Origin of the sequence: Actinoalloteichus hymeniacidonis, from assembly GCF_014203365.1 — a bacterium.
In the GTDB taxonomy this organism is placed as follows: Bacteria; Actinomycetota; Actinomycetes; order Mycobacteriales; family Pseudonocardiaceae; genus Actinoalloteichus_A; species Actinoalloteichus_A hymeniacidonis.
The window spans coordinates 117,269-142,230 of sequence record NZ_JACHIS010000001.1 but is presented as its reverse complement, the minus strand read 5'-3'; the positions used below and the strand labels follow the sequence as shown (position 1 = coordinate 142,230).

At 67.1% G+C, this 24,962-nt stretch carries 23 protein-coding genes and 1 tRNA gene; 15 read left to right on the top strand and 9 right to left on the bottom strand.

The genetic code is table 11. The annotated features are described in order from the left end of the window. Nucleotides 1-42 precede the first annotated feature (42 nt). Nucleotides 43-720, bottom strand: coding sequence for an HAD family hydrolase (locus tag BKA25_RS00635; protein ID WP_069852948.1), 678 nt, complete (start codon nucleotides 718-720; stop codon nucleotides 43-45). 313 nt (nucleotides 721-1,033) lie between these two features. Then, a tRNA-Gly gene (locus tag BKA25_RS00630) sits at nucleotides 1,034-1,104 on the bottom strand. Between the two features lie 66 nt (nucleotides 1,105-1,170). Here BKA25_RS00630 and dcd point away from each other — a divergent pair. Beyond that, nucleotides 1,171-1,752: a dCTP deaminase gene (gene dcd / locus BKA25_RS00625; RefSeq protein ID WP_069852950.1), complete on the top strand. Its 582-nt coding sequence runs from the start codon at nucleotides 1,171-1,173 to the stop codon at nucleotides 1,750-1,752. Between the two features lie 35 nt (nucleotides 1,753-1,787). On the opposite strand, the gene BKA25_RS00620 is transcribed toward dcd, so the two are convergent. Together BKA25_RS00620 and BKA25_RS00615 are read right to left on the bottom strand one after the other, a co-directional pair. After that, nucleotides 1,788-2,492, bottom strand: a complete 705-nt coding sequence (locus tag BKA25_RS00620; RefSeq protein ID WP_216637768.1) for an HAD-IA family hydrolase — start codon at nucleotides 2,490-2,492, stop codon at nucleotides 1,788-1,790. 93 nt (nucleotides 2,493-2,585) lie between these two features. After that, on the bottom strand, nucleotides 2,586-3,569 hold the full coding sequence (locus BKA25_RS00615) for a cation diffusion facilitator family transporter (RefSeq protein WP_069852951.1): 984 nt from the start codon (nucleotides 3,567-3,569) through the stop codon (nucleotides 2,586-2,588). Between the two features lie 143 nt (nucleotides 3,570-3,712). Here BKA25_RS00615 and BKA25_RS00610 point away from each other — a divergent pair, with 143 nt between their 5' ends. Beyond that, nucleotides 3,713-5,128 carry a sugar porter family MFS transporter gene (locus BKA25_RS00610; protein WP_069852953.1) on the top strand — a complete coding sequence of 472 codons (1,416 nt, stop codon included), beginning with the start codon at nucleotides 3,713-3,715 and terminating at the stop codon, nucleotides 5,126-5,128. Nucleotides 5,129-5,137: 9 nt separating this feature from the next. Here BKA25_RS00610 and BKA25_RS00605 read toward each other — a convergent pair whose 3' ends face one another. Beyond that, nucleotides 5,138-6,277 (bottom strand): polysaccharide pyruvyl transferase family protein, encoded by a 1,140-nt coding sequence (locus tag BKA25_RS00605; protein ID WP_069852957.1) that lies wholly within the window; start codon nucleotides 6,275-6,277, stop codon nucleotides 5,138-5,140. Between the two features lie 148 nt (nucleotides 6,278-6,425). Between BKA25_RS00605 and BKA25_RS00600 the strand changes: the two genes are divergently transcribed. Further along, nucleotides 6,426-7,361: a serine hydrolase gene (locus BKA25_RS00600; protein WP_236750423.1), complete on the top strand. Its 936-nt coding sequence runs from the start codon at nucleotides 6,426-6,428 to the stop codon at nucleotides 7,359-7,361. 13 nt (nucleotides 7,362-7,374) lie between these two features. Here the strand turns inward: BKA25_RS00600 and BKA25_RS00595 are convergent, their stop codons facing one another. Further along, entirely contained in the window at nucleotides 7,375-8,382 is a 1,008-nt protein-coding gene (locus BKA25_RS00595; RefSeq protein WP_236751048.1) for a LysR family transcriptional regulator, read from the bottom strand. A gap of 115 nt (nucleotides 8,383-8,497) precedes the next feature. Between BKA25_RS00595 and BKA25_RS00590 the strand changes: the two genes are divergently transcribed. The 5 genes from BKA25_RS00590 to BKA25_RS00570 all read left to right on the top strand — a co-directional run bounded on the left by BKA25_RS00590 (nucleotide 8,498) and on the right by BKA25_RS00570 (nucleotide 15,564). Then, complete coding sequence (locus BKA25_RS00590) at nucleotides 8,498-9,532, top strand: MBL fold metallo-hydrolase (protein WP_084643879.1); 1,035 nt, start codon at nucleotides 8,498-8,500, stop codon at nucleotides 9,530-9,532. Nucleotides 9,533-9,647: 115 nt separating this feature from the next. Next, the gene (locus BKA25_RS00585; RefSeq protein WP_069852960.1) at nucleotides 9,648-11,492 is read left to right on the top strand and encodes an acyl-CoA dehydrogenase; all 1,845 of its coding nucleotides are present in this window, start codon (nucleotides 9,648-9,650) and stop codon (nucleotides 11,490-11,492) included. 107 nt (nucleotides 11,493-11,599) lie between these two features. Next, nucleotides 11,600-13,231, top strand: a complete 1,632-nt coding sequence (locus BKA25_RS00580; protein ID WP_069854186.1) for a dynamin family protein — start codon at nucleotides 11,600-11,602, stop codon at nucleotides 13,229-13,231. A gap of 51 nt (nucleotides 13,232-13,282) precedes the next feature. After that, nucleotides 13,283-13,729: a nucleotide exchange factor GrpE gene (gene grpE / locus BKA25_RS00575; protein WP_069852962.1), complete on the top strand. Its 447-nt coding sequence runs from the start codon at nucleotides 13,283-13,285 to the stop codon at nucleotides 13,727-13,729. After that, the gene (locus tag BKA25_RS00570) at nucleotides 13,726-15,564 is read left to right on the top strand and encodes a dynamin family protein (RefSeq protein ID WP_069852963.1); all 1,839 of its coding nucleotides are present in this window, start codon (nucleotides 13,726-13,728) and stop codon (nucleotides 15,562-15,564) included. The genes grpE and BKA25_RS00570 overlap by 4 nt, the downstream gene beginning before the upstream one ends. Before the next feature lie 34 nt (nucleotides 15,565-15,598). Here BKA25_RS00570 and BKA25_RS00565 read toward each other — a convergent pair whose 3' ends face one another. Beyond that, a complete protein-coding gene (locus BKA25_RS00565; RefSeq protein ID WP_069852965.1) occupies nucleotides 15,599-16,021 on the bottom strand; it encodes a VOC family protein in 423 nt (140 codons plus the stop codon). Nucleotides 16,022-16,120: 99 nt separating this feature from the next. Between BKA25_RS00565 and BKA25_RS00560 the strand changes: the two genes are divergently transcribed. The 4 genes from BKA25_RS00560 (at nucleotide 16,121) to BKA25_RS00545 (ending at nucleotide 20,404) form a co-directional block, all read left to right on the top strand. Then, the gene (locus BKA25_RS00560; protein ID WP_069852967.1) at nucleotides 16,121-16,720 is read left to right on the top strand and encodes a TetR/AcrR family transcriptional regulator; all 600 of its coding nucleotides are present in this window, start codon (nucleotides 16,121-16,123) and stop codon (nucleotides 16,718-16,720) included. A gap of 229 nt (nucleotides 16,721-16,949) precedes the next feature. Further along, nucleotides 16,950-17,825, top strand: coding sequence for a DUF6802 family protein (locus tag BKA25_RS00555; protein WP_157421326.1), 876 nt, complete (start codon nucleotides 16,950-16,952; stop codon nucleotides 17,823-17,825). Nucleotides 17,826-18,146: 321 nt separating this feature from the next. After that, on the top strand, nucleotides 18,147-19,964 hold the full coding sequence (locus BKA25_RS00550; RefSeq protein WP_069852970.1) for a phosphoenolpyruvate carboxykinase (GTP): 1,818 nt from the start codon (nucleotides 18,147-18,149) through the stop codon (nucleotides 19,962-19,964). A 287-nt stretch (nucleotides 19,965-20,251) separates the two neighbouring features. Continuing rightward, nucleotides 20,252-20,404: a hypothetical protein gene (locus BKA25_RS00545; RefSeq protein ID WP_157421327.1), complete on the top strand. Its 153-nt coding sequence runs from the start codon at nucleotides 20,252-20,254 to the stop codon at nucleotides 20,402-20,404. 47 nt (nucleotides 20,405-20,451) lie between these two features. Here BKA25_RS00545 and BKA25_RS00540 read toward each other — a convergent pair whose 3' ends face one another. Then, entirely contained in the window at nucleotides 20,452-21,360 is a 909-nt protein-coding gene (locus BKA25_RS00540) for a septum formation family protein (protein WP_069852972.1), read from the bottom strand. A 438-nt stretch (nucleotides 21,361-21,798) separates the two neighbouring features. Here BKA25_RS00540 and BKA25_RS00535 point away from each other — a divergent pair, with 438 nt between their 5' ends. Together BKA25_RS00535 and mctP are read left to right on the top strand one after the other, a co-directional pair. After that, nucleotides 21,799-22,062 carry a DUF3311 domain-containing protein gene (locus BKA25_RS00535; RefSeq protein ID WP_069852973.1) on the top strand — a complete coding sequence of 88 codons (264 nt, stop codon included), beginning with the start codon at nucleotides 21,799-21,801 and terminating at the stop codon, nucleotides 22,060-22,062. Beyond that, nucleotides 22,059-23,729, top strand: a complete 1,671-nt coding sequence (gene mctP / locus BKA25_RS00530; RefSeq protein ID WP_069852975.1) for a monocarboxylate uptake permease MctP — start codon at nucleotides 22,059-22,061, stop codon at nucleotides 23,727-23,729. Before BKA25_RS00535 ends, mctP begins: the two co-directional genes overlap by 4 nt. A gap of 70 nt (nucleotides 23,730-23,799) precedes the next feature. Here mctP and BKA25_RS00525 read toward each other — a convergent pair whose 3' ends face one another. Beyond that, the gene (locus tag BKA25_RS00525) at nucleotides 23,800-23,961 is read right to left on the bottom strand and encodes a hypothetical protein (RefSeq protein ID WP_157421328.1); all 162 of its coding nucleotides are present in this window, start codon (nucleotides 23,959-23,961) and stop codon (nucleotides 23,800-23,802) included. A gap of 154 nt (nucleotides 23,962-24,115) precedes the next feature. Here BKA25_RS00525 and BKA25_RS00520 point away from each other — a divergent pair, with 154 nt between their 5' ends. Further along, complete coding sequence (locus BKA25_RS00520; protein WP_069852976.1) at nucleotides 24,116-24,955, top strand: SDR family NAD(P)-dependent oxidoreductase; 840 nt, start codon at nucleotides 24,116-24,118, stop codon at nucleotides 24,953-24,955. The last annotated feature ends 7 nt before the right edge of the window (nucleotides 24,956-24,962 follow it).

Below are 24,962 nucleotides of genomic sequence, written 5' to 3'. Positions count from 1 at the left end.
CTGGGTGTCTGGGTGTCTGGGTGTCTGGGTGTCTGGGTGGGTTCAGCTCGATAGTCGGGTGAGCAACAGATCAGGATTCAGGGCCCGCAGCGGAGCACGGTTGGCCTCCCGGGTCGCATAGGCGATGACAAGACAGCCGACGGCTTGCGCCGCAAGGACGTCGGCGTCCGAGTCGCCGATGAGGAGACACCGCCGCACGTCCACCCCGATCGCACTGGCGGCTTGCCGAAGCAGATAAGGGTCGGGCTTCATCAGATTCGGATCGTGCGGATCGCGCCCCTGCACGTGGTCGACGTAGCCACCGAGACCACCGGTCGCCAGGTACACCTCGATGGCATCGCCGGTGTTGTTGCTGACGATGGCAAGCGGCCGCCCGGTCGCATGCCAACTCGCCATGAGTTCGCTGATGCCGGAAGTGGGCCTGGCGCTCTGTACCGCCTCGATCTCATGGGCGCGCAGGATCGCCTCGGCTTCCCGTCCGAGTTCGGGTGAAAGATCGACGGCGGCACGCAGGATGGTGTGCGGACCGGTCGCGTCGACCTCGGGCGGCAGCGCTCGGCCAGCAGCCTGGATGCGCGTGTTCATCTCGGCGGCGATGCCCGACGCGGGATATCTAGCGAAAACCGAACAGACCGGTCCATCGAAGTCCAACAGGAGCGCGTCCGCATCGTCGAACAACCTGCGGAAGAGTGCCGTGTCATCGACGGGAACGTGGTTCATCGGGGACGCCGGTCGATGGCGATGGTCCACATACCGCCGAGCGTCCATGATCCTCGGGGCGTGGGCAAGGCGGAACGGCGAGCCGGACGTCCCGGCCTGCGGGCGGTGCGTACGACCAACGCCAAGCTGCGGATGCGGATCTCCGACGCCGTCGGTGCCTATAAGCCACCGACTCGAAAGATGAGCCGAATAGCACGGAATCCGAGCAAGACGACTAACCGCACGCAGACAGCACTTGAACCTCTTTGATCGCGGAAACACCGAAGGCCCAGGACCAGAGTGGACATCCTCTGACCTGGGCCTTCGTGCAACGAGCGGATGACGAGAATCGAACTCGCGTATTCAGCTTGGGAAGCTGATGTTCTACCATTGAACTACATCCGCAGCATGACACAGCATACACGCAGCCCGGACCCGTGCGAAGAGCAACCCTGCGGTTAGGGTGGGTGTGTGCTCCTCAGCGATCTGGACCTGCGTAAAGAGATCGACGGAGGTCGACTCACCCTCGACCCCTTCGAACCCGAGTTGGTGCAGCCGTCCAGCATCGACGTCCGGCTGGACCGGTTCTTCCGGGTGTTCGACAACACGAAGTACACCCACATCGATCCCGCGCTCCAGCAGGACGAACTGACGTCGCTGGTCGAGACCGAGGGCGATGATCCCTTCGTTCTGCATCCCGGCGAGTTCGTGTTGGGATCCACCTTCGAGGTGGTCGGGCTGCCGTCCGATCTCGCGGGTCGGTTGGAGGGCAAGTCCTCTCTCGGCCGGTTGGGGCTGCTCACCCATTCCACGGCGGGGTTCATCGATCCGGGGTTCTCCGGGCACATCACCCTGGAGCTGTCCAACGTCGCCAATCTGCCGATCACGCTCTGGCCCGGGATGAAGATCGGCCAGCTGTGTCTCTTCCGGCTGTCCAGCCCCGCCGAGAATCCCTACGGTTCGACCAAGGCTGGTTCCCGTTACCAGGATCAGCGTGGTCCGACGCCGTCGCGGGCGTACCTGAACTTCCGGCGGACCGATACCCGTCGCTGACGGCGGCGGTTCCGACTGCGCCGCGTCAGCTGGCCTCAGGCGGGTAGGTCGGTCGCCCTGACTCGGACGTCGATCGTGCCGTCGGCGCCCGGTGCCCACTCGATATCGGTGAGGCTGTTGACCACGAGGTCGGCCTGCAAGCCCGTGACATGCGGATTGGTGAGCACGCCGAGCGACCGCATGCCCGCGGCCTTCGCGGAGGCGATGCCTGCGGCGGCATCCTCGACTACCAGGCAGTCCTCCGGTGCGACGCCCAGTTTGTGTGCGGCGGCCAGATAAGGAGCCGGGTCCGGCTTTCCGACCTGCACGTCGTCCGCGCTGATCAGCGTCGCGGGCGGCACCAGGCCGCCTGCGCCGAGCCGGGCGATGGCCAGGTCGCGCCGGGCGGAGGTGACGATCGCGCCTTGCGCCGGCCCCAAAGCCGCCAGGGCGGTCGCGGCGCCGGGCAGCGCGACGACGCCCGCCAGGTCGGCCAGCTCCAGTTCGTCCAGACGTCGGGCCGCCTCGGCGAGTTCGGCGGGTGCCGAGGTGGGCAGGAGGTCGGCGATGATCTCCACGGCACGACGGCCGTGGCTATGGGCGAGTTCCGCCGGATCGACGCCGAACTCGTGGCACCAGCCCGTCCAGCAACGGGTCACCGCAGGCGTCGAGTCGATGAGGGTCCCGTCGAGGTCGAACAGCACCGCCGTGACAACGAACCCTCGGTCGGTCTCGCGGAGCCCGCTCGTTCCCATCGCCATGACCTACACGGTGCAGAGGATCCGGGGAGAAGTCTAGGAGCCCGCTGGCATGACCTTGCGCACTTCTCCGGGCGACGCCCAGATCATCGCAGGTCACGGCATCCTGCCGTAGCGAGCCAGCACTCTGGCGCGCAACTCCGGATCCGATCTGGGCACCGGTTCGAGGAAGATCTCGTCCAGTTCGACGAACTCCTCGCGCAGCTCGGCGTCGATCCGCACACACGCCCTCTCCAGCTCGCCGACGGTGAGGGTGTCGTCGAAATCCAGCCGGGCGCAGAGCAGTACCCGGTCGGCGCCGGTGCTCATGGTGAGCAGGTCGACCACCACCTCCACCTCGGGCCGCTCCCGTAGCCGGCGCCGAATCCGGTCGATCAGCCTGCGGTTGGCCTGTTGGCCGATCAGCAGGGCGCGGTTGGAACGGCCCAGGACGTAGGCGACGACCGCCAGCAGCACGCCGATGGCCAGCGAGGCCGCCGCGTCCCACACGCCCGAGCCGGTGAGCTGGTGCAACCCGACGCCGAGGAAGGCCAACAACAGACCGATCAGCGCGCCGCTGTCCTCCAACAGCACCGTCTTGGCCGTCGGATCGTCCACCGAACGCAGGTAATGGAAGAACGGCGTCTGTTCTTCCGCTGCCTCGCGGCGGATCTGCCGGACGGCACGAAGCCAGGACACCGACTCCAGCACGAAGGCCAAGCCCAGCACGAGGTACGCCACCTCCGGGCGGGTCTGCTCCTGCTCTCCACTGAGCGAGCGGATGCCCTCGGCGATCGCGAGCACCGAGCCGGAGGCGAAGATGGAGATCGCCGCCATCAAAGACCAGAAATACCGCTCTTTGCCATACCCGAATGGGTGTCGCCGATCCGCTGGTCGGCTGGACCGACGCAATGCGGTGAGCAACAGGACTTCGGTGATCGTATCGGCCACCGAATGGGCGGCCTCGGCGAAGAGCGCGGCGGATCCGGTGATCAAGCCGGCAATAGCCTTGAGCACTGCGATTCCGGCGTTGACGAGCAACGCGACAACCACGGTCAACCCGCTGCCGCTTTCGGGCTTGCTCGGTTCCGTGGTCGTCATGCTTCTCCCATCCAAAGCAGCCGTGCTCACTCTCACGGTAAAACCGATCGGTTGATTCTGCCTTTTGTGGCTCATCTGTCGCCGAGTTCAGACCGTAGCTACTGCCAGGAGTTCGTCGTACCCACTATGGAGGTGACGTCTCGATGGTCGAAACAGGTTCGTATACAGCTAGTCCGTCCACCAAACCAGCGACAAGCCGATTGCTCTATGTCGCACTCATCGCAGCCAGTGCCGCGTTAGGCGGCTTTCTGTTCGGCTTCGATACCGCCGTGATCAACGGCGCCATAACCGGCGTTCAGAATCGATTCAATATCGGCGCCGGAGCAACCGGCCTGGTCGTCTCATCTGCACTGATCGGCTGCGCCTTGGGTGCGTGGTTCGCCGGCTCATTGGCCGATCGGGTCGGGCGAATCAGAACTATGCAGATTTCCGCAACCCTCTATGGAGTGGCCGCGCTGGCTGCTTCGATGGCCTTCTCCCCGTTCGATTTGATCTTCTGGCGGGTACTCTGCGGCCTGGGGATCGGCTTGGCATCGGTCACCGCTCCCGCCTACATCGCCGAGATCTCGCCCGCCGCCTACCGGGGCAGGCTGGGTTCCCTGCAACAGCTCGGGATGGTGCTCGGCATCGCCAGCGCCCAACTCCTGAACTATGCGATCGTCGCGGTGGCCGGTGGAAGCGCCGAGAAACTGGGCCCCATCGCGGCCTGGCAATGGATGCTGTTAATCGCCACGATACCCGCCATCGTGTTCGGTGTCCTGGTCTCCCGAATTCCCGAGTCACCCCGCTATCTGGTGGCGAAGAATAGGTTCACCCAAGCCGGTGGAGTACTTCAGCGGATCGAGACCGGCGACGTCGATAAACGATTGTCGGAGATTCGCCAATCCCTGGATAACGAGTCGAAGCCGAAGCTTCGAAATCTGCGTATCGGGCGCTTCGGACTACTACCTATCGTGTGGGTGGGTATCACACTGGCGATGCTTCAACAGCTCGTCGGTATCAACGTGATCTTCTACTACTCGGCGACGCTATGGCAGTCGGTCGGTTTCGGCGAGGACACCGCCCTGTTGAACAGTGTCATCAGCGCCATCGTCAACCTGCTCGGCACCTTCGTGGCGATCGCGTTGATCGACCGAGTCGGTCGGCGCCCGATCCTGTTGGTGGGGTCGGTCGGGATGACGGTCTCGCTCGGCGTGGCGGCGTGGTGCTTCAGCTTCGCCGAGGTCGTCGACGGCGCCACGGTGCTCCCCGCGCTTCAGGGCCAGATCGCGTTCGTGGCGGCGAACATGTTCGTGTTCTGCTTCGCCTCGGCTTGGGGCCCGCTCACCTGGGTGCTGCTGGGTGAGATGTTCCCCAACCGGGTGCGCGCGATTGCCCTCTCGGTTGCCGCCTCCGCGCAGTGGGCGGCGAACTGGTTGGTCTCCACGACCTTCCCGAGCCTGTCGGAGTTCAGCCTGACCTTCGCCTACGGGCTGTACACGACGTTCGCGGCGCTCTCGTTCTTCTTCGTCGCCAAGTTCATCCCCGAGACGCGAGGCAAGACCCTGGAGGAGATGTGACCGAGGCGATCACGACGCGTAGATCTGCCGGGCCACCTGGTCCTTGCGCAGCCGGTACTCGCGCAGCGCCTCCGGGCTGTAGCCACCGGCGTCGGGGCGGACGGGTGTCTCGGTGACGTCCTCCACCATCGTCCAGCCGCTACCGAGATCGATCAACGAGCGATGTTTGGTCGCGTAGTAGTCGGGGCTGACGCTCACCGCCACTCCGCTCGCCCCGACCGCCGAGGCGATCAGGTGCGGGTGGAAGCGGCTGGAGATCCAGGTCTGACCCGGCGCGGCGGGCAATCCGGTGTCCATCAGTTCGGACAGCGGATAAAAACGGGCATCGGGCAGCTCGTGCTCGATGAGGGAGAACACCTCGCGGTCCACCCGGGGGATGCACTCCACCACGCCCAGCCGCGTCGAGTCGACCCCCCATTCCCGCAGGGTGTCCAACACGAACCCGGCCAGTCGGGGCACGCCCAGCTCCACCAGGTCGGACTGCATGCAGACCATGACCTCGCGGACGTCGTCGTCCTGGCGGTAGAGATGCGGTCCCAGCCCGAAGAAGACGTCGTCGCAGCTGTGGATGACCGGGACGGTCTTGCTGAGCATGTCGGCCGATTTCGCGTCGCGGACATCGACGACCTCGAAGCGTTGGGCCAGTTCACGCAGCAGCGGTTCGCTGTAGCTGGGGGCCGGGAACAGTCCCACACCGGTCATGGCCGCCTTGCCGCCGGAGCGGCGGACGGCTGCGGCGGCACCGGCCAGCAGGCCGACGTGTCTCGGCCAGATCCGGTTCACATAGCCGCCGCCGATGATGTGCACGACGTCGGCGCGCACCAGCAGTTCGACGCCCGCCACCCAGCGGGGCGCCAGACCGGGGAAGTCGACGCAGCGTTGGGCGAAGTCGGCGACGCCCCACGGCTCGTCGGTCGGCGCCTCCCAGCACAGCCGCCACAGCGTGTCGGTGAAGCGAACCCTCGGGTGTAGGTCGCCGAGCATCACCTGAGCCGGGCCGGGGCTCGGGCAGTCCAGCCAGACCTCGGCCTCCGGGGCCACCTGCGCGAGATAGCGCAGCCAGGTGGCCGCGATGATCTCGTCCCCATAGTTCGGGAAGCCGGTAGTACCCACCAGGTAATAAAGCGGCCGCCCGCTGTCGCTGCTCATCGTGATGGATTGTCGCAGTTGATCAACGACCGGGATAGCGTCGTTCGGGTAACGACTCCGCAGCGGGGCGAGATCGCGCCTGCACCGTGCGCATCGGCCTTCGGAGGGTGCCGCCCGCAGGCTTGCGGAAGTTCACGAAGGGACCCGGGTGACCGAGAATTCCGACGCCGTGACCAGCACGGCCGTGGTCGACGAGATCACCGATACGTTCGCCGCCATCGGGGTCACGGGGCGGCTGCATGCACTGAGCCTGACCACCGATCGGGAGGTCGGCGCCGACCCCGACACGCCGGTCGTACTCGCCTCGGTGGTCAAGGTGCTCATCGCGCTGGAGTACGCGCGCCAGGCCACGGCCGGCCTGTTGGATCCGACGTCGATGGTGTGGGTGCGCGACGGCGACCGGCTCGGCGGAACGGGGACGGCCGGTTTCCTCGACGACGTCGCGCTGAGCCTGCGGGATCTGGCCGGGTCGATGATGTCGGTGAGCGACAACACCGCCGCCGACCTATTGCTGGATCGGATCGGCCTGGCTGCGCTGCGGTCCGCCATCGGCGAACTCGGTCTGGGCGCGACCACCGTGTTGGGAGCGCCGAGGGACATCCTCGCCACGATCATCGAGGACGTGGGAGCCGACGACGACGCCGAGTTCGCCATCCGGTTCGCGGCTGCGGCCCACGGCGACGGACGTCGCGTGCGGGCCTTCGACCCGGCGGGGACCACGTCGAGCACCCCGAGGGACATGACCCGGTTACTGAGCCTGATCTGGCGTGACCTGGCTGGCTCGGCGGCGGCCTGCGCCGAGGTGCGGCGCCTGATGTCCGCCCAGTTGAACTGGCATCGGCTGGCGGCGGGCTTCGATGACGAGGTGCTCGTGGCCGCGAAATCGGGTTCGCTGCCACCCATCCGCAACGAGATCGGCGTGATCACCTATCCCGATGGCCGCGGGTATGCAGTGTCGGTGTTCGTGGAATTGACCGGGATGCCGGGGCGACGACCCGATGTCGACGTGGCGATCGGGCGGGCGGCCCGGTTGGCGGTGGACTGGCTGCGGGCGACCGACGACGCGTCGGCCTCGCCCGGTTGAGCGGGGCGGCCGGTCAGATCAACACGCCGAGGCCGCCGGAGTCCGGCAGTCCGCGCAGTGTGGCGGCCGTGCCGTAGACGGCTGTCCAGGGGCGGAGCCGATCCGGACGGGCGCTCTGTCGCGGTCGCTCGGCGGTGAGGTGATCACGAACGACGTCGGTCAGCAGTTCGGCGACGAGATGAGCATCGGGATGGCTGCGGCGCCGGGGCCAGCCGACGGCCCAACGGCAGAGCAGCGGTCTGTCTCGGAGGGGCCGCCAGATCACGCGGGGCTCGCGTTCGACGACGGCGGCGGGCAGGAAGGTGACGCCTCGGCCTGCCAGCACCATCCCGATGGCAAGTTGTGGTGTCTCGGCGCGGTGCACGACGGCCGGGGCGAACCCCTCGGCGGCGCAGTCGGCCAGGATGCGCTCGTGCCAACCGAACGAGGCGGGATTCGACGAGACGATGAGCCCCGATCCGCTGAGGTGACGCAGCTCGATCGGGTCGAGCCCGGCGGCCGCATCGGCGGCGCTGGGCAGCACTGCTCCCCATTCCTGATCGAGCGGAACACCGCTGTGCAGCTGCGGATCGTCGATCGGTCCCGTCAACAGCGCGACGTCGAGGGCACCGTCGTCGAGTAGGGCGGTCTGCGGTGTGGCACCGGCGAGCACTGGTTCGACCGTGAGCTCCGGCAGTCTGCGGGCACAGGCTCGTAGCAGGGCGCCGATGGTGCGAGCCGGGAGCTCGGCGGGGACGCCGACCACGATGGGGCGGCGGCTTCCAGAGCCGATGCGGTTGATCAGGCGCCGGGTGCGATCGAATCCGGTCAGCAGCGCGGGTGCGTCCTCGGTGAGCAATCGGCCCGCCTCGGTGAGTTCGACACCCCGCGAGCCGCGGCGGAACAGCTCTGTGCCGAATTCGTCCTCGAGTCGGCGAATCCTTCTGCTGAGGACCGGCTGGGCCACGCCGAGGGACTCAGCGGCGCGACCGAAGTGCAGTTCTTCGGCGACAACAAGGAATTCTCGCAGGTGTCGCACCATGTCCACGCTGCGACGATATCAATCCGGTCATCGTGTTCTCGGCGCGTCGCGCTTGGACGCCCTGGTCACGCCGCTGTTTGGCTGCTCTCGAACCGAGATCCCCGAGGAGGATTCGATGAGCACGGAACGCGCGGATCGAGACAGGCGTCGGCAGCGCCCCGACCTGACCAGACGCCGGTTGTTCGGTGGTGCCGCCGTGTTGGCGGGTGCCACTGCGGCGGTCGCGGCGGGAACCACGCTGCTGCCCGATGCGGCCGCCGTCGGACCGGACCGCGAGCAAGGCGACCGGCTGCGGCTTGGCGAGCCTGGCTCGTCCGGGGTGACGCTGCGCTGGTTGGGCAACAACGGCTGGGAGGTCTCCTTCGACGACAGGGTGATCCTCATCGATCCGTGGCTGACCCGGTTCAAGACCGGTACCTATGCGCCGGAGGGCGCCGATCCGACGACGCCGATCGTGAGCGATCCCGCGTTGATCGATCCGCATGTGAGCCGGGCGGATCAGATCCTGGTCACGCACGGGCATTACGACCATCTCCCCGATGTGCCGTATCTGGCCCGGGCCACCGGGGCGACGGTGCTGGGCACCGAGACGCATCTCAATCTGATCCGGGCGCTGGACGCCGATCACGCGACGTTGGACGAACAGCTCAGCACGGTCTCCGGCGGCGAGTACATCCAGTTCGACGGCTACACCATCCAGGTTCTGCACTCGGTGCACTCGATGGTCGGCGAGCGGGCGAGGGTGCCGTTCCCGGGAACGCGGCCCGCCGCCGTGCCGCCTCGGCCTGCCACCATCGCCGACCTGGTGGAGGGCGGGACGTTGGCCTACCAGATCACCACCCCCGGCGGGCTGCGCATCGCGAACTTCGGAGCCTCGAACTTCTTCGCCCCCGCCCTGGCGGGTCTGCGTCCGCATGTGGCCTTGATCCAACCGGGTGGCGCCACGGTGCACGACTACGTGCCGCGGCTCTTGGCCGCCCTGGATCACCCGGAGTACGTCCTGCCGACGCACTGGGACGACTTCGACCAGCCACTTTCGGAGCCCGCGGTGGACTGGGGCGGCATCGAGGCCCTGCGGTCGGCAGTGTCGACAGCTAGCCCGGACAGCCGGTTCGTCAAGGTCGACCACCTACAGACCTTCGTGCCCTGACCCTTGAGTGCGGTTGTTCCCTTGCCGATGGTTACCAACGGGTAATATAGTGTTGTTACCGACCAGTAGGGGACAACGCCCACTTGTACACAGGGCGCGATGCGGGGAGCACACGATGGGCCACTACAAGAGCAATCTCCGGGACCTGGAGTTCAACCTCTTCGAGGTCCTCGGCGTGCAGAATCAGCTGGGCACCGGCCCGTTCGACCAGGCCGACGAGGAGACCGCCCGAGGCGTGCTGACCGAGCTGGAGAAGGTCGCCTCCGGCCCGTTGGCAGAGTCCTTCGCCGAGGCCGACCGCGAGGGCACCACCTTCGATCCCGCGACCCACTCGGTCACGCTGCCCGAGTCGTTCAAGCAGTCGTACCGGACGCTGTGGGACGGCGAGTGGTACCGGCTGAGCCTGCCGGTCGAGCTCGGCGGCTACGGCATTCCGCCGACCGTGCAGTGGGCGGCCTCCGAGCTGATCCTCGGCTCGAACCCCGCGACCTACATGTACCTGGCCGGTCCGAACTTCGCGACGGTCATCTGGCGCGGCGGCACCGAGGAACAGCGCCGCTGGTCCGAGCTGATGATCGAGCGCGGCTGGGGCGCCACGATGGTCCTGACCGAGCCCGACGCGGGTTCGGATGTCGGCGCGGGCCGCACCAAGGCCATCCAGCAGGAGGACGGGTCCTGGCACCTGGAGGGCGTCAAGCGCTTCATCACCTCCGGTGACCACGACCTCAGCGAGAACATCGTCCACCTGGTGCTCGCCCGCCCCGAGGGCCCCGGCGTCGAGTCCAAGCCCGGCACCAAGGGCCTGAGCCTGTTCCTGGTGCCGAAGTTCCACTTCGACGTCGAGACCGGCGAGCTCGGCGAGCGCAACGGCGCCTTCGTGACCGGGGTCGAGCACAAGATGGGGCTCAACGCCTCCGCGACCTGCGAGTTGACCTTCGGGCAGAACGGCACGCCTGCCAAGGGCTGGCTGCTCGGCGATGTGCACGACGGCATCGCGCAGATGTTCCAGATCATCGAGTACGCCCGGATGATGGTCGGAACGAAGGCGATCGGCACGTTGTCCACCGGCTACCTCAACGCCCTGGACTACGCCAAGGAGCGGGTGCAGGGACCCGACCTGGCCGAGCAGGCGAACAAGAACGCCCCCCGGGTGCCGATCACCCGGCACGCGGACGTGCGCCGAATCCTGATGCTGCAGAAGGCCTACGCCGAGGGCATGCGCGGTCTATACCTCTACACCGCCAGCTTCCAGGACCGGATTCTGGCCGGTAAGGCCGCAGGCGAGGACGTCTCGCTGCCCGAGAAGATCAACGACCTGCTGCTGCCGATCGTCAAGGGCGTCGGCTCCGAGCGGGCCTACGAGATGCTGACCCTGTCGTTGCAGACGCTCGGCGGCTCGGGCTACCTGCAGGATTACCCGATCGAGCAGTACATCCGCGACGCCAAGATCGACAGCCTCTACGAAGGCACCACCGCGATCCAGGGGATGGACTTCTTCTTCCGGAAGATCATCCGCGACAACGGCCAGGCGTTGATGCACGTCGCGACCGAGATCCAGAACTTCCTGGACTCCGAGTCGGGCAACGGCAGGCTGAAGGAGGAGCGGGCCCTGCTCAAGCGGGCGCTGGAGGACTTCCAGGGCATGCTCGGCGGGATGATCGGCTTCCTCACCTCCGCGCAGGAGGACAAGGCCAACATCTACAAGGTCGGTCAGAACCAGGTCCGACTGCTGATGAGCGCGGGCGACCTGCTCATCGGATGGACTCTGCTGCGGCAGTCCGAGATCGCCCTCACGGCCCTGGACAACGACCCCAGCGACCGCGATCGGCTGTTCTACGAAGGCAAGATCGCCGCTGCCCGGTTCTTCGCGAAGACCGTGCTCCCCGAGCTCTCCGCGAGGAAGGCAACCCTCGAGGCCACGGACAACACGCTGATGGACCTGCCCGAGGCAGCGTTCTGATCCGGCCGCGCTCGACCCACCGGGAGCCCGGTGGGTCGAGCGCGTGTCGCCGACCATGACACCATCTGGTGACAGAATTCGGCAGGCCGGAACGCAAGGAGTCAGGGGTGACCGCAGCAGGGGGACGGCAACCCTTCTCCGGTCCGCTGTCCGCCGCCGTGGCCAACCTCTGTCAACGACTGCAACAACAGGTGAGTCCGCGCACCGCCGCCGGGTTCCGCGAGGTCCTGCGCAGGCTGGACGCGCCACTCCAACTCGCCGTGGCAGGCCGAATCAAATCCGGTAAATCCACGCTGGTCAACGCGCTGATCGGTCGCCGGGTCGCCCCTACCGACATCGGCGAGTGCACCCGGCTGGTCACCCGGTTCCAATACGGGACCGTGGACCGCATCGAGGTCGTCTTCACCGATGGCGGCAAGCAGGTCCTGCCCTTCGAACCCGGTGGCATGATCCCGGCCTCACTGGGCGTGGACATCGACAAGGTCTCGCATATCGAGGCCTTCCTGACCAACGCGGTGCTCCGCGATCTCACCGTCATCGACACCCCCGGACTCGGCTCACTGGACGCCGCCTCGGTCAAGCGCACCGAGGAACTACTCGGGGTCGGTACCGATGACGACGCCGCATCGGCATGGACGGCGCCCGAGTCGGAGTCCGACGCCGACGCGGTCACCGCCACCATCGACCCGCGGGCCAAGGACGCGCCCGACGAGCTGGATCCGGTGTCCCGCAATGCCGTGGCAGGCGCCGAGGCCGTGTTGTACGTGCTGACCCAGTCGGTCCGCGCCGATGACGAGCAGGCACTCGCCGCATTCACCGCGGCCACCGCGAGTCGGGACGCCGGTCCGGTCAACGCGATCGCCGTCCTCAACAAGGCCGACACCATCGAACCCGATTCCGTCAGCGGTGCCGACGGCGATCAGTGGCGGGCCGCGTTGCTGGTGGCCGAGAAACAGGCCCACAGCCTGAAACCACGGGTCACCGACGTCCTGCCCGTCATCGGACTGCTGGCCGAGACCTCCGAGACCGGCCGGTTCACCTCGACCGATGCCGACATCCTGCGGCGGCTCGCGGAGGTCGACGAGGTCACCCTGGAGACGATGCTGATCTCGGCGGACCTGTTCACCACCTGGGAATGCGAAGTGCCCGCCGCCGAACGGGTGTCGATCCTGGAGCGGCTCGATCTCTACGGCATCGGTCGCGGCATTCGCGCCGTGCGCGATCAACCCGACATCACGGCGGGTGCGTTGCGGCGCGAGCTGTTGGACTCGTCCGGCTTGGCGGCCGTCCGCAGCAGGTTGGACAGCGTGTTCCGGGCCCGCGCCGACGGCATCAAGGCGGCGGCCGCGATGGCCTCGGTGAGTGCGTTGGCCCATGCCTCCGGCGACGCAGGCGAGCGGCAACGGGTGCACGACGCCATCGAGGTGTTGCTCGCGAAACCCGAGGCGCACCAGCTGCGTCTGTTGGAGGCGCTGACCGTGGTGGCGGCGGGGGCGGTGACCATGCCGGAGGACCTGGCGGAGGAGGTGCTCCGCGTCGGCAGCACGAGCTCGGTCGGCGAACAGCTGGGCATGGTCGGCCGACCGCCGCAGGAATGGGCGGCCTACGCCCTGGAGCGGGCGGGTTGGTGGCGATCGTTCGCCTCGTTCGGCGCGACACCCGCCCAGAGCCGGGTGGCCCATGTGGTGCACCGGGCGTACTTCCTGATCTGGCAGCAACTACGCGAGGCCACCCGCTGATCACCTGCCCATCCGCTCGGGCAAGAGGATCACCGTGAGCGGCACCACATCATGAACTGCGAGAAAGAGCCGGTGAATGCCGTGTTCGAGGGAACCTCGGCGGGCTTCGAACCGTCGAATCATGTTGTGGGCTCTCATGCTGATCCTCCGGCTGCGGAGACGGCCGCCGGCGCCGCCATGGACGCCGTGCTGCTCGAACAGGCGCTTCGCGAGCGCCGCGAACTGATCCGTCTCTGTCTTTACGCCTTGGATCGGGCGCGCAGCGCGGGTGTCGCCGAACGTTTGGAGGAGGGATTGGCCTCGGTCGGCGTCGCGGCATCCCGGCCCGACGGCCAGCCTTTCGACCCGACACATCACGAGGCGGGTGGAGTGGTCACCGCGCCCCAGCCGGAGCTCGCGGGCACGGTGGCCGAGACCGAGGTTGTCGGCTTCGCGGATCGGGGGACGGCCCTGCGGCCGCCGGTGGTCATCGTCTATTCCAAGGCCGCCGACCGATGAGCGCGGAGGACAAGAAACTCCCGCTGCCCAAACTGGTGCGGCAGACCAGGGAACGACTCGTCGGGATACTTCAGGAACTCGACCCTGAGTCGGCCGCCTGGGTGGAGAAGGTGCGCACGAGTCGGCTCGCCACCCCCTCGGTCGTGGTGGTCGGCGAGACGAACCGAGGCAAGAGTTCGCTGGTCAATGCCCTGTTGAACCAGCAGAACCTGTCGCCGGTCGACGCCGATGTCGCCACCGCGACCTATCTGGCCTTCGGTCATGCCCCGGAGTGGTCCGCCCGGGCCTGCTACGGCGTCGGCGCCGAGCCGATCGACATCGCCGTCGAGACGCTGAACTCGTGGGTCTCGGTGAATCACGAGCTGCCCAGTGGTGCGTTGCCGCCGCGCTATGTCGAGGTCGACGGGCCGGTCGAGCTGCTCGGCAATCTGCGGATCGTGGACACCCCCGGCGTCGGCGGCTTGAACGAGGCCCACGGCGAACTGGCCGCCGAGGCCGCCGCGAACGCCACGGCGTTGCTGTTCGTCGTCGATTCCTCGGCGCCGTTCACCTCGGGCGAGCTGGCCTTCCTCACCCAGATCTCCGATCGGGTCGAGACGGTGTTGTTCGCGCTGACCAAGACCGATCAGTACCGGGGTTGGCGGCAGATCCTCGAAGCGAATCGTGCGCTGCTGGCCGAGCACGCCCCGAGGTTCACCGACACCGAGTTCCACCCGGTCTCGGCGCGGATGCACCAGCTCGCCGCCCAGGCACCCACCGAGGCGGCGGCCGGGATGCTGCGGGAGCGCTCCGGGGTCAGCCAGCTCGGCGAGTCGTTGTCGCAGCTGGTCGGCGGTCGCGCCAACATGCTCGGCGAGGCGAACACGATGCGCGCTCTGTCGAGTTCGCTCGCCGCGCTGGCGGTCCGGTTGGAGGCCGAGCAGCGGGCGTTGACCGTCGGGGAGGACGAGGCCGAGACGCTGCGCGCCCGCCGTGACGAGCTCTCCGGCGAGCGTCGGGCGAACAACCGGGGCTGGCAGTTGCGCCTGCGCGGCGAGATCAATCGCACCAGGGTCGAGTGCGCTCACGAGGTCGGGCGCCAGGTCCGCGATCTGCAGTCCTGGTTCCGCAAGGCCATCGACGTCGCGGACAAGAACAAGCTCATCGAGCTGCCCCAGCATGTCGATGCGGCGCTGCAGATGCTGTCCTCACGGGTCAGCGGCATGCTCAGCGACCGGTTGGCCAAGGTGGCCGATACGGCGTTGGCAGATCTGTTCTCGGCCGACGAGTTGGCGATGCTGCAGACCCAGGTCGCGCGGGCGACTCGGCCGCCCGTCGTCGTCCGGCCGCCGGAGAAGCGGCCACCGACGGCCGAGGACCGGCTGTTGGTGTTCATGGGCCTCTCCGGCGGGCTGGGCGCGGGCAAGCTGGCCACGCTGCCGTTGGCGCCGTTGGCCATCGCCGCCCCGCTGCTGGCCGTGCCCGCGATCGTGCTCGGGCTCGGCGCGGGATGGTGGATCGGCAAGACCCGCAAGCACACCGCCGACAAGCAGCACGTCAAGCAGTGGTTGACCGAGGCGATCGCCGACTCGCGGTCGACATTGGATCAGCTGATCTCCGAGCAGCTCATCGAGGCGGAGCTGCAACTCTCGCTCGCGTTGGACGACGCGTTGGCCCGGCGGATCGCGGCGATCGAGGATGAACTGCGGGAGGTCGAGAAGGCCCTGCGGATGGATGTCGCCGAGCGCAAGCGTGAGCTGCAGACCAATCACCGCAGGCTGACCGAGGTGACCTCGGGCCGCGATCGAGTGGAGGAGCTGCTTCGCCGGATTCGAGACGTCCGGGTGCGGGCCTGACGGCATCGGCGTGGACGCCCCGGCGGCGCGGGCGTCAGTGCTCGGTGAGCTCGTAGGCGGCGGCGAAGGCCTCCGATGGCGGGATCGGTGTGATGACGTCGATGAGGACGCCGTCGGGGTCGGCGATGATGAAGTGTCGTTGACCGAAGTCCTCGCTGCGTAGCGGCAGGGCCGGTTCCAGTCCGCCGACGGTCACCAGTCGTTCGTACTCGGCGTCGACGTCGGTGACCTCGAAGTTGAGCAGCAGTCCACCGACGACGTTGCGATAGCCGTCCGGGACGGTCGGATGCCGGGGGTCGAGGACGGCCAGTTCCTGGTGGGGCGATTCGGTACGGCGCAGGCTCACGTACCAATCCGCCTCGAAGGTGGTCTCGAAGCCGAACCAGCGACGGTAGAAGTCGGCTGATCGACGCACCTCTGCGGTGCAGATGACGGGATAGAAGCTGGTCAGGTTCATGGGAATCCCCTCCGTGAACTACATACCGTCGGTAGGTATGTTTGAGGAAGGTAGACGCGTACCCTGGGTATGTCAACGACGAAGATCGAGGAACGCCCGATGAAACCCGCGCGAAGCAAGGCCCAACAACGTGACGAGACCCGGCGGCTGCTGATCGACACCGGTCGACGGCTGTTCGCCGAGCAGGGCTATCACGCCGTCGGGCTCGCCGAGATCGCCGCAGCCGCCGACCTCACCAAAGGCGCCCTCTACCACCACTTCGGCAGCAAGGCCGGGCTGTTCCACGCCGTCGTGGAGTCCGTCCAACAGGAGGTGGCGATCGAGGTCGCCGCAGCCGCCGATGCGGCGCCGACACCCTGGGAGCAGTTCGTCGCGGGCTGTCGGGCCTTCCTGACGGCCAGCGCCGCCGCTCACCGACAACGGATCATGCTGGTGGACGGGCCGTCGGTGCTCGGCTGGCATCGCTGGCGCGAACTCGACGAGCAGGCCTCGGCAGCGCATCTCACCGAGGCACTTCGCACGCTCATGTCCGACCGGGTCATCGCCGATCAGCCGGTGGAGCCGCTGACCAGACTGCTCTCCGGTGCGATGAACGAGGCAGCGCTGTGGTTGGCGGGCTCGACCGATCAGGCCCGGGACCTCGCGGCGGTCATCGCGGCACTGGACCGACTACTGGGCTCGCTGCGCAACGCCGACTGACCGTGCCGACATCGATCGAGCGCCGACTCTGGACCCGGCCCGCCTGCCCTGCCTACCCTCGGCGCCACGGACCGTCGCCCGAGATGCATCGCCGGACCGGAAACAGTGACGGCAGGGGAACCATCCGACGCGGTGGCGAGTCCAACCGGCGACGTCGAATCGGATGACCCTCGGATCAGCTGGTCGAAGTCAGGCGCACGCGAGACCCGAGCGGGTTCGACGAATCAGGATGGGGTGGAACGCAATGTACATCGAGGATGCGGACGGCTCGGCCGACACGACCGCCTCGACCGACACCGACCTCAAGGTCACCGTGGACGGCGAGGAGTACTCCGCCGAGGCCAACTACGACATCGACGGCGACGGCATCAACGAGTCGATCGTCATGGAGACCGCCGATGGTCACGCGGTCTACAGCGATATCGATGGCGACGGCGATGCCGACCTGCTCGTACAACTCGATGAGAGTGGCGATGTCACCTCGGCGGCGGGCTACGACGAGGCGACCGGCGAGTGGACCTACACCGACCCGCAGGACATCGCGGGCGGACCGGGTAGCGACAGCATCGGCGACAACTACGACGACGCCGACTACGGGACGCCCGGCAGCGACGCCGACCTCGACAGCGGCGGCACCCCGCTGATCATCGAGACCCCGTCGGGCACCATGGAGACGGGCCCGGCCACCGAGGACATCGACGGCGACGGAGTGCCCGACACCGCAGTCGTCGCCGCCGACAACGGCAGCATCCTGATCGTCAGCGATGTCAACGGCGACGGCGAGGCCGACATGGTCGCCGAGTTCCGCACCGACGACTCCGTGGTCGTCTCCGAGCACGCGGGCGACGGGGAATGGATCGTCACCGAATCCGGCAGGCTGGACGACGAGGGCAACTTCGTCCCCGACGCAGGCTACGGCTCCGACACGAGCAACGATCTGAGCGGCGGCCCCATCTCCTCGGCGGCCGCGTCCGACGACGCCGCCTGGGCAGACGAGGACTGGGGTGACGAGGCCACCGCGAGCCCGGTCTCCTATGACATCTCCGCGGCCTTCCCCGCGACCGCATCGGCGGGTTCGTCCGACGCCCAGGCGCAGTGGGGCTGACGACCGAGACGATCCGACATCACCGACCCCGTATCCCCGATTGGGATACGGGGTCTTTACATTCCTGTCCTTTGAATTCTTTCGTGCCGCACCCAGTGGAGTGCTGAATCGATACCCTTATCGGTCGTGTGAGGGATGCGACAACTTTCCTGGCGATCTGTCTTGGTCAAGGCCGCTAGCCTCGACGACATCCTTTTCCCGCTACGCCCGTCGATCAGCCGGGCGATCGTCGTCATTCCACCGAATGGCGACGTTCGGCCGTTTGAGACATGAGGCGTACCGCCAGAAAACGGGCCGCCGCCCAGTCAGGAGACGTAGACGATGACCGCACTGGCGATCCCTGGCCTCGATCACGCGCCGACGACACACCCCGGACTGCTCGCCTGGGTACAGGAGGTGGCAGAACTGACCACGCCCGACGCGGTGGTGTGGTGTGACGGCACACAGGACGAATGGAACCGGCTGACCACGAAGCTCGTCGACGCGGGCACCTTCGTCCCGCTGGAGAAGCGACCGAACTCCTTCTGGTGTGCATCGGATCCCGACGATGTCGCCAGGGTCGAGGAGCGGACCTTCATCTGCTCGAAGGACGCCTCGGATGCGGGTCCCACCAACAACTGGATGGACCCGGGCGAGATGACGGCGTTGATGACCGATTTGTACCGGGGCTCGATGCGCGGCCGGACAATGTATGTCATTCCATTCTGCATGGGTCCGCTGGACGCCGAAAAGCCGATGTTCGGCGTCGAGATCACCGACTCCGAATACGTCGTCGTCTCGATGCACATTATGACTCGCGCCGGTCGCGATGTACTCGACCGAATGGGTTCGGACGCCGATTTCGTGCCCTGCCTTCATTCGGTCGGAAAGCCGCTCGAAGCAGGCGAGGCGGACGTGTCGTGGCCGTGCAGCGAGACCAAGTACATCACCCACTTCCCGGAGACCAAGACCATCTGGAGCTTCGGTTCGGGCTACGGCGGCAACGCGCTGCTCGGCAAGAAGTGCTACTCGCTGCGAATCGCATCGGTGCTGGCCAGGGAGGAGGGCTGGCTCGCGGAGCACATGCTGATCCTCAAACTCACCTCGCCGACCGACGAGGTGCACTACATCGCGGCCGCCTTCCCGTCCGCCTGCGGCAAGACCAACCTGGCGATGCTGGAGCCCACGATCCCCGGCTGGCGGGTGGAGACGCTGGGCGATGACATCGCCTGGATGCGTTTCGGTGACGACGGCCGCTTGTACGCGGTGAATCCGGAGAACGGCTTCTTCGGTGTCGCACCCGGCACGAATTGGAAGACCAATCCGAACGCGATGCGCACCCTGGAGGGTGGGAACTCCATCTACACCAACGTCGCCCGCACCCCCGACGGCGATGTCTGGTGGGAGGGGATGGAGGGCACTCCGGAGATCCTGACCTCCTGGAAGGGCGAGCAGATCTCGCCGTCGGATTCCTCGGCCGGTCCTGCGGCGCATCCGAACTCCCGCTACTGCACGCCGATGAACCAGTGCCCGGTGCTCGCCCAGGAGTGGGACGACCCGCAGGGCGTGCCGATCTCGGCGATCCTCTTCGGCGGTAGGCGGGCCACCACGATCCCGTTGGTCGCCGAGGCCAGGGACTGGCAGCACGGTGTCTTCCTCGGCGCCACGCTGTCCAGCGAGAAGACGGCCGCCGCCGCCGGAACCGTCGGCCAGGTTCGTCGCGACCCGATGGCGATGCTGCCGTTCATCGGTTACAACGCGGGCGACTACCTCCGGCACTGGGGCGAGGTCGGCAAGCAGGCCGACGCGGCGAAGCTCCCGTCGATCTTCTACGTGAACTGGTTCCGCCGGGGCGACGACGGCCGCTTCCTGTGGCCCGGATTCGGCGAGAACTCGCGGGTGCTCAAGTGGATCGTCGAACGGCTCGAAGGCCGGGCCTCGGCCGTGGAGACCGCGATCGGCCGGGTCCCCACCGTGGAGGAGTTGGACCTGACGGGGCTCGATGTCCGCTACGAGGACGTGGCGGACGCGCTGGCGATCGACGTCGACGAGTGGCGCGCCGAACTGCCGCTCATCGAGGAGTGGTTCGACACCATCGGAGCGGCGCTGCCCAGCACGATGCAGGACGAGCTGGCCGCGCTGCGGCAGCGCCTCGGCTGAGTGATCCGAGATCGTGGGTGTCGAGATCGGCGAGATCTCCCACCCCGCCAAGGTGACTGCGATAGCAATCGGATTCGCTCTGCGCGTTAGTCCATCCGATTGATCGATTGCGGAAACGAGGGTGGCGTCCAGTGCGCAACGACACGTACTGGACGCCACGTTCCCGGCCATGCCATCCAAGAAGATCGTCGATATTCATCGGAACCGACCCGCCGACCCCCGCGTCCTAGTAATGTAGATCACACCAGGGGGATGGGGGGTGAATGACGATGTATGCGGGAATTGCGATGACTGCGCTGGCATTGGGGTCGGTGCTGCTGACCGTGGCCACCGGGACGCTGCGAATCGAGCAGGATGGCTCCGACCAGGATCGGGACCAGATCACGCTGGCCGAAGACGGGCCGTTCGACGCGGTGAACCCTCTTCGGATGACGGCGTGAAGAACCATGTCGATGAGGAACTGCCGGAGTGCGGCCGCGCGGCCTGATCACTCCGGCAGTGGGCGATCTCCGATACCGAGCAACAATTCGCCCACCGGTTCCTCGGTCGAGACATAGCAGACCACCGAGTTCGAGCCCCGGCGCCAATCATCCTGTTCGGGAATCCGCCAACTCAAGGTGATGTCGTCCCGATCCGACCCACCCAGATAAGCCGACCTGGCCGCCGCACAATGCGGACCGGCCAATTCGTCGATCTCCTCGACGGTCGGCATCGGATCGTTGGGCCCGCCCGGTAGCGGCAGCACACCCGGCAGCGCCTCGGCCCGATGCGGTTCCGCACAGGGCACGTATTGCAGGGTGGTGGCCTCGATCGGCGAATCGGGCAGGCACGCCTGGAAGTCGTAGAAGGGCTCGCCGACGAGTGCGTCGCGTACCGAACCGGTACGGCTGACGGGCACCAGGTCGACGCCCAGTTCCGCGACGCCGCAGAGCAGCCAGCGCTCGTCCTTGGCCCAGCCCTCCTCGGACGGCCACACCGTCCAGGGGTGCAACCTGGTGGCGTTGATGTCGCCGCTGCCGACGAAGTCGGCGATCGGCTCCGCGCATGCGGTCTCCGTCAGCCGCAGCATCTCGGCATCCTCGGGGCGCGACCTCGGCAGTTCGGCGGGTAGTTCGGCGATCGAGGCCACTTCCAGGGTGTGCGGCTCGGCGCAGTCGATAGACTGGAAATCGGCGAGGATCATGCATTCGCCCGCGATGGGCAGGCCCTCGGCCGGCTGGATCGCCACGTTCGGGGACTCGGTCGAACCCGTTTCCTCCGCCGCATCCGGGAGTTCGATTCGGGAGGGCGGTTGCCGCTGGGCATCTGCCTGCGATTCGGGGTCGGATCCGGTGCAGGCGCTCACCATCGCGAGGGCTGCGAGCAATACGCCGATCACCGACGATCGTCGCGACACGGCCTCCGCCTCTCCATCGGGCTGTCGTCCACTGCATACGGTACCGAGTTCCCCGACACCCGCCGCGTGCGTGGCGCCAAGCCGTTGGCAAACCGGGATCTGATTCGTCAACCGGCATCTCGACTGTTCGGGTGCGGCGTCGGGAATCCGCTGCGGTGCAGCAAGAACGCCCGACCGGGGTGAACGGCCGTCACCCGGCCCGTTCGCCATCACCGTCAGCCGAATGGCTCCGGTCCACCTTGGGCCACTCGCGACGACGCCACGATCGCCGATCCCCGTCGCGGCCGATCGGCGGTCACACAGCGCTAATCCCATCCCGGGCGCAGATCACCCGTTCGGCGTTCGTCGTGCCGCGAGCAGCACTGACATTCTCGTGGCGCACCGATCCGGCGGGCCGCCGCCGAGGAACAAGGGAAACGTGGGCGACTGGAGACAACGATGACAGGACAACCCCGGCAACGAGGCCGGACCCGCAGGTGGAGCCCCTGGAGCCTTCTGCTGTTGGTGCCGCTGCTGATCCTGGTCACGCCGCTGTTCAACCGGATGGAGCCCACGCTCATCGGGATGCCGTTCTTCTACTGGGTGCAGTTCTTATTCATTCCGATCGGCATCACCTGCACGGCGATCGTGGCCAACCGGACCCGGCAGCGCCCCGACGCGGCCACCGATGAGACCGAGGCCGCCGGAGGCGAGCAGCGATGAACGATCTGCACTGGGTCGAATTGATCATCTTCACCGCGCTATTCCTCGGCGTCACGGTGATGGGGTTCCTCGCCGCCCGCTGGAAATCCGGTGCCACGATGGATCACCTGGACGAATGGGGCCTGGGTGGCCGGAAATTCGGCTCCTGGATCACCTGGTTCCTGATCGGTGGCGACCTCTACACCGCCTACACCTTCGTCGCGGTGCCCGCATTGCTGTTCAGCGCGGGCGCTCTCGGTTTCTACGCGCTGCCCTACACGATCATCGCCTTCCCGCTGGCATTGCTGCCGCTGGTCCGGATGTGGAGTGTCTCCCGGGTTCGCGGCTATGTGACCCCGGCCGACTTCGTGCGCGGTCGCTATGACTCACCGCTGCTGGCCTTATTGATCGCCCTGACGGGTCTGCTGGCGACGATGCCCTACATCGCGCTGCAGCTGGTCGGGCTGGAGGCGGTGCTGCGCACCATGGGCCTCAACGGCGGTGGCTTCCTGGGCCACCTTCCACTGTTGATCGCCTTCGTGATCCTGGCCGTCTACACCTATCAATCGGGTCTGCGGGCGCCCGCGCTGATCGCGTTCGTCAAGGACAGCCTGATCTACATCGTGGTGATCATCGCCGTCATCTACCTGCCGATCCAGCTGGGCGGCTGGGGATCCATCTTCGAGTCGGCAGGCGCCGCGCTGGCCGAGCCCGGCCCCACCGGCGACGCCCGAGGCTCGCTGTTGCTCGGCCCGAACAACCAGTTGCAGTACGCAACACTCGCCCTGGGCTCGGCCCTGGCGCTGTTCCTCTATCCCCACGCACTGACCGGGGTGCTCGCCGCCAAGAGCGGCAAGGTGGTGCGACGCAACATGGTCGCGCTGCCCGCCTACTCGCTGATGCTGGGTCTGCTGTTGCTGCTGGGCTATGCGGCGGTGGCCACCGGCGCGCAGCCGGAGATGAACGCCGCCACCGGACGGCCGGATGCGAACACGGTGATCCCGGTGTTGTTCTCCGAGCAGTTCCCGAGCTGGTTCACCGGCTTGGCGTTCGCGGCGATCGGCATCGGCGCCCTGGTCCCCGCCGCCATCATGTCCATCGCAGCGGCGAATCTGTGGACCCGCAACGTCTACAAGGAGTACCTGCGCCGCGATGCCACTCCCGCGCAGGAGACCCGGCAGGCCAAGCTCGCCTCGCTGGTCGTGAAGTTCGGCGCGCTCGGGTTCATCGTCTTCGTCGACCCGCAGTTCTCCATCGACCTACAGCTCATCGGTGGCGTGATCATCCTGCAGACGCTGCCCGCGGTGGCGATTGCGCTCTACACCAGGTGGTTCCATCGCTGGGCGTTGATCGCGGGTTGGGCGACCGGCATGATCTGGGGCTTCCTGATGCTGTACTCGATCCCCAACCCGGTCAGCGGCCGCGAGCACTTCGGCGGTTCGGCACTGCAGCTCGGCGAGTTGTCCGTGTTCGGCTGGTACCCGTTCGCGGGTTCCGAGGTGCAGATCTTCGTCGGCTTCGTCGCGCTGGCCGCCAATCTGCTGGTCGCCACGCTGGTCACCCTGGTGTGCAACCGGTTCAAGGTCCCGGTTGGTTCGGATCACACGGAGCCCGCCGACTACCTGGCGGAGGAGGCGAAGGGCGCCACCGGGAGCACGGCTTCACAACGGCTTCCCGCCTCGGAATGAGGCGATACGAGGCTCAGCGCTGACGCAGCCGATCGCCGCCTTCACCGGTGTCGGGTGAGTTCCGATCGGCCTAGCCGACGAGACCGCCGATGAAGGTGGCGATCGCCTCGCCGACCGTCTCCAACCAACACAGCAGCATCGACACGAAGTCGGAGGCCCAGAGCGGTTCGGCGATCACCGCGTACAGAACGAGCGCGATCGCCAGCAACGGCACCAACTTCTTGATCTTCACGCCCTATTGTGTTCATTCCGAGCAGGCACGGAGCCGATGGGGGTACTCCGCGTCTGCGACGGCACTTCACGGGGGCCCGGACCCGAGACCTCGACGAGGCACCCGCAGCGCTACCTGGTTCATTCGCCTGGGACAACAAGGGAGAAGCCCGCCGATGCGACCGCTGAGCGAACAGACCATCCTCATCACCGGGGCGACCGCAGGACTCGGCCGCTACCTGACGGATCGACTCGCCGCGACCGGCGCCACCGTGATCATGCACGGGAGGGACGCGCAACGGCTCGCCCAAGCACATCGGGAAGTCGTCGCCGCCAGCGGAAACGAGCGGATCGAGACCGTTCTCGCCGACCTCGCCGCCCTGTCGGCGGTGGACGCCCTCGGGACCGAACTCGCCGCGCGGCTGCCCAGGCTCGATGTGCTGGTCAACAACGCGGGGGTCGGCGCGGGCGCCGATTCCTCGGTCCGCCAGGAGAGTTCCGATGGGGTCGAACTGCGCTTCGCCGTGAACTACCTGGCGACCTATCACCTCACCCGCACCCTGAGCCCGCTACTGGCTCGCTCGGCACCGAGTCGGATCGTCAACATCGCCTCGGCGGGGCAACAGGCCATCGACTTCGATGATCCGCTGCTGACCCAGTCCTACGATGGGGCTCGTGCCTACCGGCAGAGCAAACTCGCGATGATCATGCTGACGCTGGATCTCGCCGAGGAGTTCGGCGTCGGGCAGATCACCGCCAACGCGATTCATCCCGCGACCTTCATGGACACCGCGATGGTGCGGGAATGGGGAATCACGCCGGTCAACACCCTCGCCGACGGCGGCGAGGCCACCCTCCCGCTGATCACCGAGGAGCGGTTCGACGAGATCAACGGCTGCTACTTCAACACCACCGAACAGGAGCGGGCGAACTCGCAGGCGTACGAGCCCGAGGCTCGCCGCTGCCTTCGGAAACTCTCCGATGAGCTGATTGCGGACGCGCTCGGCGGCAACTGAAGAGTCT